Raw genomic sequence first — 15,203 nt, 5'->3', positions numbered from 1 at the left:
ACACCCCAAATCCCCTCCGCGCAGGGATTGTTCATACCGCTGCCGGCGCAGCGCGAAGCCGCCATCGTGGCCCGCGAAACCGGGATCGAGCCTGTGATCGCCTACCAGGGCGGGGACACCATCCGCCTCACGCACGTGAACGGCCGCCTGCTACGAGGGCCTGGAGCTGGTGGAGCCCGGCATCGTCTCCTACTCGCCTTCCACGCCGCCCGCGGTCAGGAGGACCTGGTCACGCCCGTCCCCCGCTCGGCAGCATGAGCGGCACCGCCGCGCCGAACCGTCAGCGCACGGTGGGGACCCGGCCGAGCGTCAGGGACCTCGTACTGGACGTAGCGCTGGACCTGCACGCGGACGGTAGGTGGGAGCGGACCGCGATGCGGGAGATAGCGGCCGCTGCCGGCGTGACACGACAGACCCTCTACAACCAGTTCGGTGGCCGGAATGGCGTCACCCAGGCACTGTTGCGGCGTGAGACGGACCGGCTGCTGGACGGAGTCGACCAGCGGTGGCGCCAGGTCCGCGAGAGCGACGCAGAAGCCGGCGACTGCCTCGCCGCGGCCATGAGTTGGCTGCTCGCCGCGAGCCATTCCCACCCCTTGCTCCGCGATGGGCTCACCGGCGACGGTCCTGGGCCTGCAGGCACGAGCTGCGGCCGGGGACGGGCAGGTGTCATCACGGAGCTCTACCGCCGCCTGGTCGATGCCGTCGTAACCGGCGGACAACCCGCCCATCCCGACCAGCTCCAAGCTGTCGAGACCGTCGTACGCATGACGCTGTCGTACCTCCTCATCCCATCGGAATCGCACCAGCAGGCGCGTTCCCAGATCGTGCACGCCGCGCGGGCTTCGCTGCCCGACAGCCGGGCTCCCGCCCGCGCACCCACGAGCGGCGCAACCGGCGGCAGAGCCGGTGCCCGCAAACCATCCGTCTGATGTGAACGACTCGCGAGAGAGAACCCCTTTCCCAATGGCAACAGCCGCTTCGTTCGAGAGTTCCTCCATGCCTGGTCTGGACCCGGCGGGTCCGACCGCTTCCCCACCTGAACCACCAACGACACCAGCCGTGCCGACACATCCCCCTGTGTCGCCGCGACAGCAACGGATCATCGTCTTCATCCAGGAAGCGACCGGGCGCCATGGGTATCCGCCCTCGCTGCGCGAGATCGGCGAAGCAGTGGGCCCGATCAGCACACCGGGCGTCAGGCACCACACCCAGATCCTGGAAAGGCTCGGGGTGCTCAAGCGCCTTCCGGGAAGCCTTCGCTACTACGAGGTCGTGGTCGGCTACCAACGCCCCGCCGCGGACGAATCCGAGCCCGCGTGGGTGCCGTGAACGGTGGCGGGGAGGGTGACCAGGAAGCCGTGAAGCTTGGGGCATGGCTCGACAACACCCGTTAGAGGGTGGGGAAGTTGAGTGCGGAGCGGCGTGCGCAGTTGGCGGCGCTCGGTCTGGCGTGGGCAGTGCTGGAGGGTGGGGCGTGATGTGGGGTGTGGAGGATGTGGCGCGGGCGACGGTCCGGCGGCAGGGCGAGGGGCTGAGCGTGGTTCAGGTCGCGGACAAGGTCGCGGAAGCGGAGCGGCGTGAGCGTGAGTGCCAGCAGGAGCTGAGTTCTCCGGGCGTCGACCGCGGCTTCTACGAGGGTGACCCGGCAGAGATCGCTGGGCAGTGGGTGGCGCGGCATGCCGAGTGGAGCCGTGTCGCCGCGCTGATGGACGGCCAGGGCTGGCCGGTCTACAGCCCGGAGCGGGACGTCCAGGGCAGTACGTGGGCGCAGGAGCGCGACATACAGCGGAAAGGCGCACTCGCCCGTCGTGCGGCGTGGCAGATGGAACAGCAGGACGCGCGGGACGAACTCAAGGCGCAGGTGTGGCTCAACGCGGATACGAGTCGTCGGCTGCGCGCGATCGCCGCCTGCGCTGGCCTGAGTGCCGAGCAGGTTCTTACCCAGCTCGCCGACCGGGTCCGCATGGACGACAACGGCACCTTGGCGGTCGACGCCTTCACCCCCGCGGTGAACTGACGTCCGGGCGCCCGGACGACTGCCCCGCCCTCGCGGACCGGCGGGGGCGGGGCAGTCTGCGCAATGCTCGCCTCACGGCGCGAGGCCGGCCGCGCTCAACGACTGGTCCCCCATCGGGTTCCTGCCGAGCGTCTCGCCGAACCCGGCGGCTGTCATCACCCACAAGAGTGGCATCGCACCATGGGTGCCGGGGATGCTCTGGCCGGAGGTCGGTTCGGCGGGGGCAGTGCTAGACCGAGGTGGCACGGGCCGCGCGTTCGTGTATCCATTGCAGATGAGGGTCGTTGGACAGTTCCGGCACACCGGCTCCCCCCCGGGGCATGTGTGCGTTGTGGGGGCCCGAACCTCAGCAGGGGCCGGGCCCCCACGGGGTTCGGCGGTCTGGGCTGTTCCTGCCGCTCGCGGTCATCCGTTGGTTCACCAGCCGCGGCGGCGGCTTCAGCCGAGCCGAAGTAGCGCTCTGCGGCTGACGGAAGTCAGTGGTTCTGCAGGGCCTGGTCCACGGTGGGATAGCAGGCGATGACCATGTCGAGACCGACCAGTTCCATCACGCGCCGTACCGGCGGCTGCGCGCCGGCCACGCGTAGCCAGCCGCCGGTGGCTGTGGCGGACTTGTAGGCGGTGATGAGCATGTTGACGCCGCTGGAGTCCATGAAGGTCACGCCGGACAGGTCGACCACGGTCCAGGACGGCCCGGTGGCGGCCGGCGGGATGAGTATGTTCTGGACGCGCTTGCAGGCGTCGTGGTCCAGTTCGCCGACCAGGGTGACGACGTGCACGCCATCCACGGTCGTGGAGCTGGCTGACAGAGGGCCGGGCTCCGCTGGATGGGGCTGGGTCACGGTGTCCTCACTGCGTTCGCTGATGCGGCCCGGGCCAGAGTACGTACCGGAGCCTGCCTCGAAAGCGCCCGTGGGCATGCTCGGACGGTGGAACCGATCCGAAACGGAAACGCGCAGGCGTCCGACAGCCATGCACACACTTGCCCAGCGTCAGACGGCCCGCAGGTCTGCAAAGGAACTGTTACAGGCGATTTCGGTTTTCTTCGGGCAAAGCGAGGAGGGTGGAACCCGTAGCCGTTCTCGGTTCTGATCCTCCCCCGTGGAAGGGAGGCCTGTTGCAGGCCTCATCAGCAGAGCAGGGCGCGGCGATCGTGGAGATCGTGGCGGCGGTCCGTGACGTGGACTACTGGCGGGCGGGCGTCTTGATGGAGAGATTCGTACGGGACGCGGATCTGGCCGGCCTGGCCGCTCTGCGCGGAGTCCTCAACGAGGAAACCGCTACGGCGTGAGGGCCGTAGCCCTGTACTCCGGCCCGGGCCTTCGGCGGGCCGTCCGCACGAAGGGGGCGGCCTGTAGTCCGTTTGCAAGGACGAGGTGGGGGGCGGGGGCGGCTACCGCCGGTTGTCGGCGATCGGCGGTGGCTGGCCGTGTCGGCGCGGGGACACCAGGGGCTCCCCTGCTTCCGCGGGTGTCCCCGCGCCGATTGGTCCTCCCTGCTGGGGCGCGCGGGAGTCGCCCCAGGTCGGCGGGGAGGACGAGGTGCCGGGCCCTGGGTGTCCGCTGCGAGGATGAAGGGCTCCGGCCGTCTCATGGCCGTCCTGATTCCTGTGCGGCCCGGGGTCTGGGAGCCTGGCGGCGCGGTGACCGTGCGGGACATCAGCACGGGTACCGGCCTCTGCTGGAACAGTAGGCCGGTCCGGGCGGCCATCGCCAGGGTGCGGAACGGTCCGAGCGCAGCACAGCCAGCGCACCGAGGCACCCACCAGCATGAAAACGCTTCTCACGGCGCGCGCTGTGTCACACCGGCCGCACAGGTAGAAGCGTGGAACAGGTTCGAGACCAGCCCCCGCCGCCGCTGCTGTGGAGCGCTGGGGAAGAAGACATCTGCGGGCACGGCGGGCGACGGCTCGCCGGACGGGGACAGGTGTGAGTTGAGCGCGGCCGTGGCGCGCAGCATCGGGGCGAGGATCGCGGCCGCCTCGGGACCGAGCAGGGCCAGGGCGTCGGCGAGGGTCTCGATGACGTGTACGGGGTCCTCGGCAGCGCCCGGAGTCCGGCCGGAAGTCGTCAGGGCGTCTGCCAGGTGGCAGGCGGCGACATCGACGGTCTCGGAGTGCCGGTCGACGGGGGAACGGAGCGGCAGGTGGTCCATGAATGAGGTAACGACCGGCAGGTACAGGGGCTTTGGGTCACCTGTGATGTCTCGCGACGATGCGTTGTGCTTTCTCAGAAGGTGCCACCGCCGATTCTCGCGTGGTGTCAACGAAACAAGGCTGTGACCAGAGAGGACATCTGACGCCCAAGTGGGAGCCGGGCGCGGCCCGTGCGGACTGCCACCGAGGTGACGAGGGCGCCGGACCGAGTAATTCTGCGGAAGGCGTCCGCCGCGTCTGGGGAGCGGGGGCAGGCTCATCCGGTTCCTCCGGGACTGCCTTCCGAGCTGGAACAGATTGACAGACCGCATAAGGCCCCTCGGCCATCCTGCTGGACGACCCCGAACAGCAACTCCACGCCCCGACAGCGAGATCACCCCGCCCGCCCCGGCTGCCCGCGCGGCCAGCCGTACGCAGGTCGACGTCGACCCGCTGGCACGGTGGCGCGCACGGCTGGACGACGCCGAAGCGCTTGAGGACGGGCTGCACGTCTCCCTCGACCGGCGCCCCGACGCGGACCTGTCTGCCTGCCTTCAGGAGATGGCCTCCCACCGCCAGGCGGCACTGGGCACGCTCCTGGCGGCCCTCCGTACGCCGGACAGAGCGTGGGAGGACCGCATCGAGCAGCACAGCCTGAACTGGGGGCACGCCGTGCTCTCCATCCTCAGCCGCGGCGGCACGTTCTCCTGCCAGCTCATCGCCTCCCGCGCCCACCACCACACCTCGCACTGGTCCCCCGCTCCCGCGTGCGGATACTGCCGCGCACCCCGCGAGTACGAGCACCTGACCAGCCCGCTCGGCCTCACCGACCGGCGCACTCTTCGCTGCCCCAGGTGCGGGCCCGCCCTCAGCCTCCCAGCGACCCTGCTCCTCCTCGATGTCGGCGTCCCGAACGCCCTGTTCCCGGGTCAACCGGCTGACGTCCACGTCACCGTGCCCGACCGGGCCCGAGGCCTGCTCGCCGTCCATCTTCGGCCCCACTCCACCCGGCGCGGCTCTTACGATCACGCTGTCCTGGCCGCCACACCGGGTCGGCACACGGTCACCCTCACCGTGCCTGAGGAGCCGCTCCCGGAACTGGATCGGCTGTGGGCCCTGTACGTGGACCGGTTCCACCTCGCCTACCACCAGAACCGTGTACCCCTCCTGCCCCAGCAGTAGCCACATCCGGCCGGACCTCGGCCCGGCCGGATGTCCGTACGAACACGAGAGAGAAGCCTCATGATCATCTGGACCAACGGCCCCTTCGGCGGCGGCAAGACCACGCTGGCCGCGCTCCTCCACCAGCACCTCGATGGGGCCATCACGACCGACCCCGAAGAGGTCGGGTTCCTGCTGTGCAAGAGCATCGGCGACGACCCGGGCAGACAGAAGGACTTCCAGGACTACCCGATGTGGCGCGAGCTCGTCGCCCGGATCTGCGCCGAACTGGACCGCTTTGCCCACGAGGGCCCCATCATCGCCCCGATGACGCTGCTCCGCCGCAAGTACGCCACGACATCGCTGGGCGAGCGGGCCAACACCGTCCCCGCCGATGTGGGCGAGGTGGATGTTGATGTGCTCGACGGCGGCCTTGTGCCCCGCACCGGCGCCGCCGGAGATGCGCTGAAGCGCAGAGGCCGGGCGGGAGTAGCAGAGTCTCACCTCACCGGCTCAGGGACGGCTGCAGGGGTCCAGGCGCACCGTCCACACGCGCCCCGCGACTCGCTCCTGATGCGTGCCGGCGGTGCTTGAAAGCTCGACTTGGCACCAGGCTGAGAAGTCTTGTGCGTCAGGTGCCTGAGCAGGAATGAGGTCACAGAAACCCGGGCCGGTCAAAATGACGGCGAGTAGAGGATCACAGGTCGTTGTAGGACCCGCATGGGGGCTAGGCAGCGTGGTACCAGGGGCCTTCGCCGGCCCCTGGACCCCGCTGCCCCGTCACTTCCCGGCGCGAATCCGTTTCGTCGTGGTCCCGGACCGTACGCGCCGAGAAGCACCGGGGTTGTGTCCTAGGCGGAGGCCTGTCGGGGGAGGAAGCACAGCCCTACGAGTCGAGTGTCGACCGCGCGCAGCCATGAGACGCAGTCACAAGGGCCCAGGTCCGCTGTTGCTTGTTGATCGTTGGCCAAATGCCGGAGCGTCGGTGCTGATGTGTCGGCTGGAGTGTGTGAGCAAACTGAGGCCTGAGTCGCTAACGCGGCCTGCGTGACTGGGGCTCAGCCTTAGGTAAGAGAGTGCGCTCGCCAATTTGCCTCTGACCTGCAGAAATGCCCTGATCAATCAAGATCGGTGGAACTGGCAGGCAGTTCGGCCAGCCGCTGAGGACGATTCTCAGATCTGCGTGCCCAGATCCCTGCGCCGCTGTAGGCAGTCCCAGGAACCTGGCACCAGGTCCCACTGATCCGATAGCACGGCTAACAGATCTGGCACCGAGCCTGAGGAAACTGATACCGCGACTCTACGATCTGGGCACCACGATCCTGGAAGCGCACCAGATTGACTTGAAGTACATGAGCTAGCTCAGCCGAGCTGGTCAAGTCGGCAGTGATTCGATGCCGATTGGCAAGCGACACGGCTGACAGGCGGACTCAATTGACTTCCTGCTCATGTACGTTAAGTTCATCAGGTCGGCCTCGCGGTCGTCCCTCATGAGCCATCCATCAACGCCCACGCACGGAGGGCCCGTTGGGAGCAGCACGCAGACTGGTTGACGCCGATACAGGCGAGCCCGTCCCCTACGCACCGTATGCTTTCTCCGGCAGGCACACGCAGGTCGACAAGGCACGCGTCGAGGCGATCACTGAGTCCAAAGCCTTCACGCCGAGCCAGAAGTTCCTCGTCCTGTGGTGGATCGGAGTCTCTCCCGAAGGCCTGGAACCACTGAGGGCCACGGGAGCGGACATCGCCAAACGCGTGGGGATGTCCCCCGACGCCGTCGGGAAGATCAACAGGAAGCTGGCTAAGCAACGCATCCTGATCGTCCGCGGAAAGATCGGCAACTACAGCTTCTACCGCATCAGCCCTTACATTGCCTTCCACGGAACAGGGCTTGAACAGCGCGATGCGGTGAAGACGTGCAACCCGCCGGACATCCCCGGATTCCAGAACAACGCCCCTGCCCTGTGGGAGGCCCAGTGATCATCGACGACAAGCAGAAGAACCTCAAGCTGCTGGAGACGACGGCAGGCATGACTGCCAACCAGCGCCTCGTCGTGATGCTCTACGCCCTGCACCCGACCGACCGGTCCGGCGCCGTTCAGGAGACCGCCGCCACACTGGCCAAGCTCGTCGGCTTGTCTGCCCCGGTCTTCTCCCGCACCCGCAACCAGGTCATCGAAGCCGGCTGGCTTGAGCAGACCGGAAAGATCGGGCACATCAAGTACTTCCGGCTCGATCCCAAGCGGATGGGTGAGAACGTCGTTATCCCCCTTCGCCGCGCAACCTGACCGTCCCACGGAACGCACCTCATGTACGTCACGTCAATGAGGTGCGCTCCGGAGGACGCCGCTGATGACTCCCACGTAGCCACTGTCTCTCCGAGGCCGGGCGAGTGCTCCGCTCTCTCTGGCTGGCCCCATTGCGCTGGGCCTGGTTCCGCACCTGCGCAGGCCGCACGACCGCCCGCCTTGGAGGTCTTCATCTGCGCCGGAACTTCGGTTGCTCCCTGACGACCCGGACTTGGCCTGAGCTGAGGGCCTTCGGGCGAGCGAACAGGACACCTACCGGTTCATCGAGGCAGACACCATCCGCCCTGAGGGGCCGCACATTGCTCGTCACAGCTGCTGTGCCGCTGGAGGACCGGCGAATCGGGCCTTCCTCCGATTCATGATCTTGAGGGCCGAACACGGAGAGAAGATCCTTGAGGACTCCCCCACCAGCGCATGCTCCAAGGCCACCATGAGCAAAGTGTTTGCGGGCGAGCGGTACCTCACCCTGGACAAGCTGATGTGGCTGGTGCGCGCTGTGATGTCGTGGGACGAGTCGGCGACGAATGTGCCCCGCCAGGCCGTCGCTCCCCGGAACTCACCCCGTGGAGAAAAGGGTGGCGAGACCTCCACGAGAAGCGCACCGCAGACCGCCGTCAAGTCCCAGTAGCAAAAGCCTCTGACACCGGCGACCTGTCCATCGCACGTCGCGTCGCTCCAGTTACGGAAGGCGGCAGCGGACACGCTCTCCTGCCAGCCCAGGCGCCGAGACTGAACGGCGTGCAGAGGCTGGCCTACTCCCCAACGGGTCAGCAAGTCGCCGGCGTTGAACGCAAAGGGACTGACCAGCTGCGGAACCCGGCAACCAACGAACTCCTCGGAGACCTGCGACCCGACGACGAACACCCGCACGGCCCGGTTGTCTCCCTGGCCTACTCCCCCGACGGGCAGCGAATCGCCACCGCCGACAAGAACGGCCGCGTCCTGCTCTGGGACCAGGCAACCCGACTACCGACCGGCACCCTGCTCGGTCCCCCGCCAGCCAGCATGGATGCCGTCCATGCTGTCGCCTACTCCCCCGATCAACGAACCCTCGCCACCGTGAGCATGAACGGTACCGCCCGCCTGTGAGACCTCAAGACCCTCACGACACGAGCACTCCTCCATACCCAGGAGCACCGGCGCTTCCTGTCAGTCGGCTTCTCCCCCAACGGCCAACTGCTCGCTCTCGGCGGTGAGACCGGATACGTCGTGCTGCACGACCTCATACGGGAAGGCCTGGTACAGGAAGACCTTGTAGAGGAAGCTCTAGTCTTGGCCCTCGATCGCGGCCCGGTCGTCTCCCTCGCCTTCTTCTCCCGACGGACGTCTCGCAGTCGACCGTATGTCCGTGGGCTGACCACTCGCCGCATCCGTCACCGTCGCAACGCCGGGCCAGATCGGTCTCTTCGTCCAGCCGTGCCTTGCAGAAGGTCACCAGGTCATCTCCCAGTCTGTCGACCGAGGCGCCGACCGTAAGCGCCGAGGTCGCCAAGGCGGCGCAGTCTGTAGTCGGCAAGGCGGCTTACTCGTTCTCGACCGTGCTCGGGCGGAGCTGACCTGGTAAAACGACTACCCGCACGTTGACGCCGCGGTACCGGAGGGAGAGCAGGACAAGCCTGTCCAGAGGCAGTAAATGATCTTTCGACGGTCGGGTCCTGCTCGGTTCACACAATGTGAACCCGCTGAAGAGACCAGAATGCGGTCATGCCGACGAAGCAACGGAAAGTGCCGAAGCGCTCGAATCCCCTGCTCAGGAAGCCCCTTCGGATAGGCGCCCTGGACGCTTCAGCAGCCATCGGCGAACTGCGTGACATTCACGAGAGGGCTGAGGACCCCGACATGGGGGCCATGCCCGACGACGAGGTGTACGGAGCGCTCCTCTACACCGAGGCACACACTAGCGCTCTGCGGAGAACGAGTGAGGAGACGCGGCGCTCCGCCGCGATCAAGAGAGTCCAGCTGTGGGAGTACCTCCGTGAACAGGCCGAGATCCACCAGGTGAAGGCGATCGAGGCCGCCCGCGAAGCAGGCGCGGAGTGGACCCAGCTTGCGCCCGCCCTCGCCGTCGGTGGAAAGAGCGGCGCCTACCAGAAAGCCAAGCGGCTCAAAGCCCTCATCCTCGTCGACGAAAGCCTCAACGGCCAAGCGCTCCGCCGGACCCCAGAAGCAGTGGTGGCAGCCGAAGACCGGATCGCGGCACGCACCGCAGTACAACGCCGCGCGCGGTAGGCGGCTCAGCGCCGGCACGAGGCACTCGTTCCGATAGCCCAGCATCTGATCGACCACCGCGCCGGTCTACCTGATGCCGGCGACGTGGCTTACTGGCTCGATGAAGTCGCCGCAGTCCTCCCCCACTGTGAAACTCCCACGCAGATAGTTAGCCTCAGCACCTACGTGGGAGCAGTCGTCCGGGAGCTGAGGAAAGCGGAGTTGCGTTCGCCCCGGCCGGTCGCGACAACCGACGGAGTCGAGCTCGCCTACGCGGCCGCCGCCAGCCTTTTCCCAAGCTGAAGGGAACCCGTCGACGTCGCCAATCCCATGAATCAGGGTCTGCGGGCCCAACTCCCCAGTTGGGAGTGCTCGTCGACGCCACCGGCTGGAGTGTGTCCTCTATCGAAAGGGCGCCACTGACACTGCAGCGGGGGGTGCCCCTATCTGTTTGGTCAAGCCGGGTGAGGATGGTCGGCATGACTGGTCGGGATCGGTTGGGGCGGACGGCGGTGCACTGTGCGGCTGCCGGTGGGGACGCGGATGGGCGCGCTGCTCGACCGGCTGTCGGCCGAGCGGGACCGCATCGATACGCAGGTCAGCACCCTGGTGAAAACCCGGGACCGGCTCGACGCCATCATCACCACAGCCTCCACAGCCAGGAGCGCGGGCCGGCCCTGCCCTCGTTGAGCAGCGCGCCTTCCCCAGGCGTGCGGCAGTGCTTGTCTGCCCGACGCAGACGGACGCCCGTCAGCAGGCGTCACTCGAGTCTCTTGGTGGTGGGCCGTCCATCCCAGCGGTAGAGCGGGGTCGCGCGGCGGATGAGCATGCGGAGCGTGACGATTGCGGCGGACAGGTAGAGGTAGAAGTCCACAGCGCACTGGCGCTTCTCGGGGCAGCGGCGGACCTTGCCGAAGCCGTTCATCCATACGTGGCTCCGCTCCACGACCCACCTCTTGCCGGCCTGGATCGGTGCGGGCACGCCCTTGCGGCCGATCTCGCCGGTGAAGCCCAGTTCCTCGAGCGCGGCTCGAGTCTTGTCACTGTCGTAGCCCCGGTCCAAGTTGACGTTGACCTGCTCGGGAAACACACCGACCTGCTTCTTCGCGGCCTCCAGGGTGGGCACGAGCAGCGGGGAGTCATGACGGTTGGCCCCGGCCGAGACGAGACCGATCGGGACGCCGCGGGCTTCGGTGGCCACTGAGCGCTTCAGGCCCTGCTTGCCCCGGTCGACCGGGGAGCGTCCGGCTCTCTCGCCGCCGCAGGGAGCCTTGGTGATGCACCCGTCGACGGACAGCTCATGGAGTCGGAGGCCGATCATGCGGTCGTACGCCTGCACGGCCAGCCCGTGGACCTGCTCGGCCATGCCCAGCTGTGACCAGTACTTGACGCGGCGTCGGATGGTGCGGTCGGAGCCCTGGCGGTCGGCGATCCGCTCGTATCCGGAGCCGTGCACCAGGGCGGCGATGACGCGCTCGAAGACAATCCGGTCCGGGATGCGCGGGTTGTGGCAGCCGAGCGGATGGGTCTCGACATGCTCGGGCAGCAGCGCTGCGAACTGGCCCCACAGGGGTTCGAGCAGGCATGACGGCAGGACAGGCACGAGCCCTCCGGTGATCACTGAGCGTCAAGAACTCCATGATCAGCCAGGCTCGTGCCTGTCCTGCCTCCGGGTCGGCACACGGCCATTCGCCACACCTACCGCCGGGCTCTCTTAACCCCTCCTACTCAGAGGGGTGTAACCGGGACGCAGGGTGGAGAACAGGGTGTATGGACGACGCCCTGGCTTGCGACGAAGCGAGAGCGTGGGAGAGCCCTCTACGGGCCATCCGGGCATCTATCGATGCCGGAATACGCGTTGAACCTGTCTTCAGCAGGCCAGGATATCGATCCGGGTCTGTGCCCGAGCTGGTGAAGTCGCCGGAAAGCCCTCGGACGGCGCCTTCTGACCTCCTCGCCTGGTTCACAAAGGACCAAGCCTGGACCGGAGGCCCTTATGTCCACCATCTTGTCGTTGCTGGCTCAGTGCTCCAGAGGGAGGCAGCCACTACTGATCATCGCTGTGCAGTTGGCGCCCTTGCTTGTTGTCACGGCCTGTTGGGCGCCGGCTCTTCTTGTACTGCCTCTGTGGCCGTGGGGACAGGTGCGAGCAGTCGAGTTAGTCACGCATCTTCGGGCCTGGTCCGCCGATCTCAGGGCCGCTCACTCAGGCGGCTCGGAATCGGGCACTCCACTCCCCCGTGACGGCCCGGACTGTGGAGATGCAGCCAGCCACGCGCGGACCCGGTCTGACTGACTGCACCACATCGCAATCGTGAGCAGGTCAGCGTCCCGGCTTCTCAACATGAGAAGGAAGGCCGCTAGCCTGCCCACGACATTTGATTGCGCCGCAATCACTTACCGCTTGAAGCCCAGAGCCTGCGCTACCAAGTAGTAGTCGTCTGTTGCAGAGAGCGCCGATTCCGGCTTGAGCTTGGAAGGATTCTCCGTCACTGGGTCGTAGAAGCGCAGTACCTTCTGAGCGGCATACGCCTCGGGGATCCTGGGGCTCCTGCGAACGGTGGGCAGGACCAGTTCCTCATAGGCATCCTTTGCCTGCTGCTGACTGTCGTCGTAGACGGCACCCTGGTTGCGGGTGGTCGGGCAGTCGACGATGAGGATGTTGGAGAGCTCGGCCTGAGCTCCCATCGCGGAGAAGGTGTCGCGAATGCTGTCGATCTTCGCTTCCATGCGGGTGAGAGCCCGCAGTTCCTTCCATCCTGGCTTTACGCACGCGACCACTTCGTCGGCAGCCACGATGGCGTTCACGACGATCAGACCCAGGTTGCCAGGGCAGTCGATCAGGATGAGGTCATAGCTGTCGCGGATACGCTCGATCTGCGTCCGGAGCCAGAATTCACGCCCGGTCTTAGGCGCAAGGAGCTGCTCGGCCTCTTCGAGTTCGCTGGATCCGAGCAAGAGGAACATGTTGGGGATCGCCTTGGTGCTGTCCTCGCCGAACGGGCCCGCCAGGGCAGGAACAATGGCGTCCTCGATCTTGGCCGCACCAGTAAGGACGTCGTACAGGTTCGCCTGGTTCGGGATCTCATCAGGGTTGTCGTAGCCAGTGGCGGCTGAGGCGTCACACTGCGCGTCAGCGTCAATCACGAGCGATGAGAAACCGAGATCCGCTGCGCACGCAGCGATGTTGACGGCAGAGGTCGTCTTGCCAGCCCCGCCGCTCTGGTTCGTAAGGGCAAGGATGCGAGCGAGCAGCGGACGAGTCGCCAACGCCTCATTGCGGGCGCTGCGGTTCTTGGATGAAGTCATGAGAAGCCTCCACGGATGATTGCGGCGCAATCACTACTGGAGTGAGGATCGCGCGGGTCGTGGCACGTAGTCCGCAAGATGTGGGATCGGATCGGCAGGCGCTGCCCTGGGGCGCCTAGCCCACTCGGCAAGTGTTGGGTGTGATTGCGCCGCAATCACACATCTCCAGAAGGCCAACACCGACGCACTGGCGATGGGCGCGGAAGACAGTGCGATGCCGCGCCGCACGTTACAGGGCACCAGTATCCGAAGACCAGTCGCCCCACCGGTTGAACCGGCGGGACGCCGAAGAATCGGTTCAGGAAGAGAGGTGCTCCTTCAAGGCCTCGACCTCTTCCGGATCCAGCAGGTCGATGATGCTGCGAGCCAGTTCCTCCACGCTACGAACCACAATCACACCGCGCGGCTCTTCTTGAGCTACTACCGCGATGGTGGTGCCCGCGGCAGCCGGGTCGGCCTGCGGGGTCTCCGTTTGGCGGGCCGGGTCGCCCTCCGATTTCTGAATCGCCGGAGGCCGCGGCGCGGTCTCGGTCTGCCGCCCAGAGGGCTGCGTTGCTGGCGTGTCCCGCTGGGTGGACTCACTCCCCCGCGGCTCCGGCAGCGAAGGCTTGTCGTCCCCCGCGGTGATTGCATCGCAATCACCCTCGCGCTCAGGCGAAGGAAGGGCCTGCTCCTCCGCAGGGAGCTTGCTGACGATCGCTGACTCCGCAGAGGTGATTTCACCACGTACAAAGGCCTCTTGGAGATCCGGCCTCAGCCGAGCGTAGACGGTGGCAGCCTCGCGAACTGGCAGGACCAGTGTTGACTCCGCAGCCTCAGCACCCGCGGACCCCGCCAGCTGCTGTTCCTTCAGCCAGTGATTGACGACAGCCTGTTGCAGAGCTGGAACGAGGCGCAACAGTGCGACACGGTGCGACACATAGGTCTGAGAGCACCCGGCGCGCTTGGCGAGCTCCCGTTGTGACAACTGCTTGCCATCCTCGTCCTTCTCGTCGAGCGCCCCCTGGAACTCGACCGCTTCCTCAATCGGGTTGAGGCTCATCCGCTGCAGGTTCTCTTGGATCGCTGCGATGCGAAGACTGGGCACTTCTCGGCGAACGAGGATTGGCACCTCGCTCAAGCCGGCCACCAAGGCAGCGGCAAGCCGACGGTGGCCGTGGTGAACGACGAAGAGAACTCCGTCAGCCACCCGTTCCTCGACTGCCTCCCTGTGCTGCGGATAGAAGTCGACATAGATGTCAGGCGGAATCACCGTCATAGCGGTGTTCATCCCGTCGGAGCTCAGCGACTCAGCCAGCTCGTCAATCTTCAACAAGTTCTTGCGCCCATTCTCCGGGCTCGGCATCAGCTGATGCGGGCGCACAGTTGGCAGCCCCTGCGGCACCAGCCGGGCCTGTTGGCTGGCTGCCTTGCGCGCTGCCCTCTCGGCAGCAAGGTCTCGCGTGAGGCCGGGTTTCTGAGCCATGGGCGTCTCCGTATGGGGGTGCTGAAACATGTGCGCGGCCGGAGCTTATCCGTCGCAAGAGGGCGGCCGTAGGCGTGGTTGTGATTGCGCCGCAATCACAAACCATCACGGCGCCCGTTATGGAAGATATTGAGAGCTATAACCGAAAGGCAGGTCTCTGGCCGGTGTTGACCATACCGTCCGCTCAAGGTGCAGCCAGACCGCGGCCCGCTCAGGCAGGAGCAATCAACGCCTAAGTCGCCACGCTGATCACTTTTCGTTGACGATCCGCCACAAAGCAGCTGCCAGCCATCCCAACCCGCGCCTCGGCGTGGGAGTGTGAGAACTGCTCAGAATGAGGAACCGGTAGGGGAGTGGCAGCAGAGTGACTGCGGGGAGCAGCGGCAGCGAACCACCTATCCAGCTGACGCGGACGCACCGGGTACTCATCGGCGTGGTCGTCTTCGGAGCTTTCGTCATCGCCGGTATCGGCTTCGCCGGTTCGTACGCGGCCGTCCGCGAACTCGCGATCGAGAAGGGTTTCGGGAACTTCAGTTATGTGTTCCCGATCGGCATCGACGCGGGCATCTGCGTCCTGCTCGCCCTCGACCTGCTCCT

18 protein-coding genes are annotated in these 15,203 nt (G+C 66.5%); 13 read left to right on the top strand and 5 right to left on the bottom strand.

What is annotated here, in order from left to right:
* Positions 1 to 254 precede the first annotated feature (254 nt).
* The 3 genes from ACIBLC_RS40515 (at position 255) to ACIBLC_RS40505 (ending at position 2,020) form a co-directional block, all read left to right on the top strand.
* Positions 255 to 932, top strand: a complete 678-nt coding sequence (locus ACIBLC_RS40515; protein ID WP_399216511.1) for a TetR/AcrR family transcriptional regulator — start codon at positions 255 to 257, stop codon at positions 930 to 932.
* A gap of 148 nt (positions 933 to 1,080) precedes the next feature.
* Positions 1,081 to 1,332 carry a LexA family protein gene (locus tag ACIBLC_RS40510; protein WP_399216510.1) on the top strand — a complete coding sequence of 84 codons (252 nt, stop codon included), beginning with the start codon at positions 1,081 to 1,083 and terminating at the stop codon, positions 1,330 to 1,332.
* A gap of 148 nt (positions 1,333 to 1,480) precedes the next feature.
* On the top strand, positions 1,481 to 2,020 hold the full coding sequence (locus ACIBLC_RS40505; RefSeq protein WP_399216509.1) for a hypothetical protein: 540 nt from the start codon (positions 1,481 to 1,483) through the stop codon (positions 2,018 to 2,020).
* Positions 2,021 to 2,496: 476 nt separating this feature from the next.
* On the opposite strand, the gene ACIBLC_RS40500 is transcribed toward ACIBLC_RS40505, so the two are convergent.
* On the bottom strand, positions 2,497 to 2,862 hold the full coding sequence (locus ACIBLC_RS40500; RefSeq protein ID WP_399216533.1) for an STAS domain-containing protein: 366 nt from the start codon (positions 2,860 to 2,862) through the stop codon (positions 2,497 to 2,499).
* 275 nt (positions 2,863 to 3,137) lie between these two features.
* Here ACIBLC_RS40500 and ACIBLC_RS40495 point away from each other — a divergent pair, with 275 nt between their 5' ends.
* Positions 3,138 to 3,311 carry a hypothetical protein gene (locus tag ACIBLC_RS40495; RefSeq protein ID WP_399216508.1) on the top strand — a complete coding sequence of 58 codons (174 nt, stop codon included), beginning with the start codon at positions 3,138 to 3,140 and terminating at the stop codon, positions 3,309 to 3,311.
* 491 nt (positions 3,312 to 3,802) lie between these two features.
* On the opposite strand, the gene ACIBLC_RS40490 is transcribed toward ACIBLC_RS40495, so the two are convergent.
* Positions 3,803 to 4,174 carry a hypothetical protein gene (locus ACIBLC_RS40490; RefSeq protein WP_399216507.1) on the bottom strand — a complete coding sequence of 124 codons (372 nt, stop codon included), beginning with the start codon at positions 4,172 to 4,174 and terminating at the stop codon, positions 3,803 to 3,805.
* A 298-nt stretch (positions 4,175 to 4,472) separates the two neighbouring features.
* On the opposite strand from ACIBLC_RS40490, the gene ACIBLC_RS40485 reads away from it, so the two are divergent.
* The 8 genes from ACIBLC_RS40485 to ACIBLC_RS40450 all read left to right on the top strand — a co-directional run bounded on the left by ACIBLC_RS40485 (position 4,473) and on the right by ACIBLC_RS40450 (position 10,522).
* Positions 4,473 to 5,336, top strand: a complete 864-nt coding sequence (locus ACIBLC_RS40485; protein ID WP_399216506.1) for a hypothetical protein — start codon at positions 4,473 to 4,475, stop codon at positions 5,334 to 5,336.
* Between the two features lie 60 nt (positions 5,337 to 5,396).
* Entirely contained in the window at positions 5,397 to 5,909 is a 513-nt protein-coding gene (locus ACIBLC_RS40480) for an ATP/GTP-binding protein (protein WP_399216505.1), read from the top strand.
* 933 nt (positions 5,910 to 6,842) lie between these two features.
* A complete protein-coding gene (locus tag ACIBLC_RS40475) occupies positions 6,843 to 7,295 on the top strand; it encodes a MarR family transcriptional regulator (RefSeq protein ID WP_399216504.1) in 453 nt (150 codons plus the stop codon).
* The gene (locus ACIBLC_RS40470; protein ID WP_399216503.1) at positions 7,292 to 7,603 is read left to right on the top strand and encodes a replication initiation protein, RepL2; all 312 of its coding nucleotides are present in this window, start codon (positions 7,292 to 7,294) and stop codon (positions 7,601 to 7,603) included. Before ACIBLC_RS40475 ends, ACIBLC_RS40470 begins: the two co-directional genes overlap by 4 nt.
* A gap of 451 nt (positions 7,604 to 8,054) precedes the next feature.
* Entirely contained in the window at positions 8,055 to 8,252 is a 198-nt protein-coding gene (locus tag ACIBLC_RS40465) for a hypothetical protein (RefSeq protein WP_399216502.1), read from the top strand.
* 110 nt (positions 8,253 to 8,362) lie between these two features.
* Positions 8,363 to 8,713 carry a WD40 repeat domain-containing protein gene (locus ACIBLC_RS40460; RefSeq protein WP_399216501.1) on the top strand — a complete coding sequence of 117 codons (351 nt, stop codon included), beginning with the start codon at positions 8,363 to 8,365 and terminating at the stop codon, positions 8,711 to 8,713.
* Positions 8,714 to 9,328: 615 nt separating this feature from the next.
* A complete protein-coding gene (locus ACIBLC_RS40455) occupies positions 9,329 to 9,853 on the top strand; it encodes a hypothetical protein (RefSeq protein ID WP_399216500.1) in 525 nt (174 codons plus the stop codon).
* Positions 9,854 to 10,375: 522 nt separating this feature from the next.
* A complete protein-coding gene (locus ACIBLC_RS40450; RefSeq protein WP_399216499.1) occupies positions 10,376 to 10,522 on the top strand; it encodes a hypothetical protein in 147 nt (48 codons plus the stop codon).
* Between the two features lie 70 nt (positions 10,523 to 10,592).
* On the opposite strand, the gene ACIBLC_RS40445 is transcribed toward ACIBLC_RS40450, so the two are convergent.
* The 3 genes from ACIBLC_RS40445 to ACIBLC_RS40435 form a co-directional block, all read right to left on the bottom strand.
* On the bottom strand, positions 10,593 to 11,435 hold the full coding sequence (locus ACIBLC_RS40445) for an IS5 family transposase (protein ID WP_399216498.1): 843 nt from the start codon (positions 11,433 to 11,435) through the stop codon (positions 10,593 to 10,595).
* 794 nt (positions 11,436 to 12,229) lie between these two features.
* A complete protein-coding gene (locus ACIBLC_RS40440; protein ID WP_399216497.1) occupies positions 12,230 to 13,141 on the bottom strand; it encodes a ParA family protein in 912 nt (303 codons plus the stop codon).
* A gap of 298 nt (positions 13,142 to 13,439) precedes the next feature.
* Positions 13,440 to 14,606 carry a ParB/RepB/Spo0J family partition protein gene (locus tag ACIBLC_RS40435; protein WP_399216496.1) on the bottom strand — a complete coding sequence of 389 codons (1,167 nt, stop codon included), beginning with the start codon at positions 14,604 to 14,606 and terminating at the stop codon, positions 13,440 to 13,442.
* Between the two features lie 364 nt (positions 14,607 to 14,970).
* On the opposite strand from ACIBLC_RS40435, the gene ACIBLC_RS40430 reads away from it, so the two are divergent.
* On the top strand, positions 14,971 to 15,203 hold a 233-nt coding region (locus tag ACIBLC_RS40430), incomplete at its 3' end, for a DUF2637 domain-containing protein (protein WP_399216495.1).

The organism is Streptomyces sp. NPDC050535 (assembly GCF_044457665.1).
GTDB lineage: Bacteria > Actinomycetota > Actinomycetes > Streptomycetales > Streptomycetaceae > Streptomyces.
The sequence above is the reverse complement of the archived record's forward strand: the minus strand, read 5'-3'. Positions and strand labels throughout refer to the sequence as shown.

What these genes read in the sequence shown, in the direction of transcription:
- ACIBLC_RS40450 (WP_399216499.1), top strand. Translation starts at nt 10,376, where the DNA reads ATGGGCGCGCTGCTCGACCGGCTGTCGGCCGAGCGGGACCGCATCGAT.
- ACIBLC_RS40515 (WP_399216511.1), top strand. Translation starts at nt 255, where the DNA reads ATGAGCGGCACCGCCGCGCCGAACCGTCAGCGCACGGTGGGGACCCGG.
- ACIBLC_RS40455 (WP_399216500.1), top strand. Translation starts at nt 9,329, where the DNA reads ATGCCGACGAAGCAACGGAAAGTGCCGAAGCGCTCGAATCCCCTGCTC.
- ACIBLC_RS40435 (WP_399216496.1), bottom strand. Translation starts at nt 14,606, where the DNA reads ATGGCTCAGAAACCCGGCCTCACGCGAGACCTTGCTGCCGAGAGGGCA.
- ACIBLC_RS40480 (WP_399216505.1), top strand. Translation starts at nt 5,397, where the DNA reads ATGATCATCTGGACCAACGGCCCCTTCGGCGGCGGCAAGACCACGCTG.
- ACIBLC_RS40505 (WP_399216509.1), top strand. Translation starts at nt 1,481, where the DNA reads ATGTGGGGTGTGGAGGATGTGGCGCGGGCGACGGTCCGGCGGCAGGGC.
- ACIBLC_RS40440 (WP_399216497.1), bottom strand. Translation starts at nt 13,141, where the DNA reads ATGACTTCATCCAAGAACCGCAGCGCCCGCAATGAGGCGTTGGCGACT.
- ACIBLC_RS40490 (WP_399216507.1), bottom strand. Translation starts at nt 4,174, where the DNA reads ATGGACCACCTGCCGCTCCGTTCCCCCGTCGACCGGCACTCCGAGACC.
- ACIBLC_RS40465 (WP_399216502.1), top strand. Translation starts at nt 8,055, where the DNA reads ATGAGCAAAGTGTTTGCGGGCGAGCGGTACCTCACCCTGGACAAGCTG.